Origin of the sequence: Streptomyces flavofungini, assembly GCF_041028215.1 — a bacterium.
In the GTDB taxonomy this organism is placed as follows: domain Bacteria; phylum Actinomycetota; class Actinomycetes; order Streptomycetales; family Streptomycetaceae; genus Streptomyces; species Streptomyces flavofungini_B.
Window position 1 is genome coordinate 1 of sequence record NZ_JASKYR010000935.1, and the last position, 2,631, is coordinate 2,631.

General features: G+C 74.9%; 1 protein-coding gene and 1 pseudogene. Both read left to right on the plus strand.

The annotated features are described in order from the left end of the window. On the plus strand, window positions 1-1,107 hold a 1,107-nt coding region (locus tag AB8Z36_RS36775), incomplete at its 5' end, for a type I polyketide synthase (protein ID WP_369217732.1). Between the two features lie 15 nt (window positions 1,108-1,122). Beyond that, window positions 1,123-2,598, plus strand: a pseudogene (locus AB8Z36_RS36780) (type I polyketide synthase); the annotation flags it as partial. Between the last annotated feature and the right edge of the window lie 33 nt (window positions 2,599-2,631).

Genomic DNA, 2,631 nt, shown 5'->3' on the forward strand with positions numbered 1-2,631 from the left:
GGTCTCGGCGCCCTGGTGGCCCGGCACCTCGTCCGCGAGCACGGCGTGCGGGACCTGCTCCTCGTCAGCCGACGCGGCAGGAGCGCACCCGGTGCCGACACACTGGCCCGGGAACTCACCGCCGAGGGTGCCCGCGTACGCGTCGAGGCGTGCGACGTCTCCGACCGCGACGCCGTCCAGCGCCTGCTCGCCTCCCGCGAACGGCTGGGCGCGGTCGTCCACGCGGCCGGTGTACTGGCGGACGGCCTCATCACCTCCCTCACCGACGAGCGGCTCGACCGCGTCCTGCGGGCCAAGGCCGACTCCGCCTGGCACCTGCACGAACTGACCGCCGGGCACGGTCTCACGGCGTTCGTCCTGTTCTCCTCGATCGCGGGTGTGACCGGCGGACCGGGACAGGGCAACTACGCCGCCGCGAACACCTTCCTCGACGCCCTCGCCCACACCCGCCGCGCCGCGGGGCTGCCCGCGGTCTCGGTCGCGTACGGGCTCTGGGAGGAGCACAGCGACATGACGGGACACCTCAGTACGGCCGACACCGCGCGGCTGGCTCGCGGCGGGGTCCTCGCCCTGACCGCCGAGGAGGGGCTGCGCCTGTTCGACGCCGTCCTCGGCGCACCGGAGCCGCTGGTCGTCGCCGCCCGCCTGGACATGGCGGCCCTGCGCGGCCGGGCCGCCGAAGGCACCGCCCCCGCGCTCCTGAGCGGACTCGTTCCGGCCGCACCCGCGCGGCGGGACGGCCCCGCCGCCCGCATGAGCGAGCTCGACGGCCTCGATGGGGCCGGGCGGGAACGCGCGCTGCTGCGCCTGGTGTGCACGGAGGCCGCCGCCCTGCTCCAGTTCCCCGGGCCCGACGCCGTGCGCCCCGACCGGGCCTTCAAGGAGATCGGCTTCGACTCGCTGGGCGCCGTACAACTGCGCAACCGCCTCAACGCCGCGACCGGCCTCCGCCTGCCGGTCACCGCGGTCTTCGACCACCCCACCCCACGGGCGGTCGCCCTGCTCCTGGCGGACCAGCTCTACCCCGGGGAAGCGGCCGGACTGGACGCCATGGACGCGGCGGACCTCGTCCGCATGGCCCTGCACGGCGACGACGACGAGCGATAGGACGCGGAGACAGGGATGCCTGCCGACCATGAACCCCGTGCGCGAACCGGCGACCAGGGACCCGGCAACCGAGAACTCGTGGAAGCGCTCCGCGCGGCCCTGAAGGAGAACGCCAGGCTGCGCCGTCGGCACGAGCGGCCGGAGCGGCCGGAGGGGCCGGAGCCCGGTCCGCATGCGGAGTCGCGGCCGGAGACAGGAACGACGCACGAACCGATCGCCGTCATCGGCATGGCCTGCCGGTACCCCGGCGACGTCACCTCGCCCACCGGCCTGTGGCACCTGGTGGCCGAGGGACGCGAGGCGATATCCGGCTTCCCCGACGACCGGGGCTGGGACATCGACACCGTCTACGACCCCGACCCCGGCCACCCCAACACCACCTACGTACGCTCCGGCGGCTTCGTCTCCACGGCCACCGACTTCGACCCCCGCTTCTTCGGCATCAGCCGCCGCGACGCCCTCGCCATGGACCCGCAGCAGCGGATGCTCCTCGAAGGCGCCTGGGAGGCGTGCGAGGACGCGGGCATCGACCCGGACGGGCTGCGCGGCAGCAGGACCGGCGTCTACGCGGGCGCCATGTACCAGGACTACGCCTGGGTCGCCCGCTCCCGCGCCGAGCAGGTGTCGGGCCGCTGGGGCATCAACACCCTCGGCAGTTTCGTCTCCGGCAGGCTCGCCTACACCTTCGGCTTCGAGGGGCCCGCCCTGACGGTGGACACCGCGTGCTCGTCGTCCCTCGTCGCGACGCACCTCGCCATGCAGTCCCTGCGGCGCGGCGAGACCACGCTGGCGCTCGCGGGCGGCGTGACGGTGCTCGCGACACCCAGCGTCTTCGTGGAGTTCTCCCGGCAGCGGGCGCTCTCGCCCGACGGGCGCTGCCGGTCGTACGCGGCGTCCGCCGACGGCACGGGGTGGGCGGAGGGCATGGGCGTCCTGCTCCTCGAACGCCTCGCGGACGCGCGCCGCAACGGCCACCGGGTGCACGCGGTGCTGCGCGGTTCCGCCGTGAACCAGGACGGCGCGAGCAACGGCATGACCGCTCCGCACGGCCCCTCCCAGGAGCGGGTGATCCGCGCGGCGCTGACGGACGCGGGGCTCCGGCCCGGCGAGGTGGACGCGGTGGAGGGGCACGGCACGGCGACGGTGCTCGGCGACCCCATCGAGGCGCAGGCACTCCTCGCCACGTACGGCGGGCGGCGCGCGGCCGGCCGGCCCCTCTGGCTCGGCTCCCTGAAGTCCAACATCGGGCACACCCAGGCCGCCGCGGGGGTGGGCGGCCTGATCAAGATGATCATGGCCCTACGTGCGGGCACCCTCCCCGCGACCCTGCACGCCGAGGAGCCCACGCGCCAGGTCGACTGGTCGTCCGGCGAGGTCAGGCTCCTGACCACCGCCCGGCCCTGGCCCCGTGGCGCACACCCCCGCAGGGCAGGGGTCTCCAGCTTCGGCGCCAGCGGTACGAACGCCCACGTCATCGTGGAAGAGCCCCCGGGGACGGGGGCTCTTCCACGATGACGTGGGCGT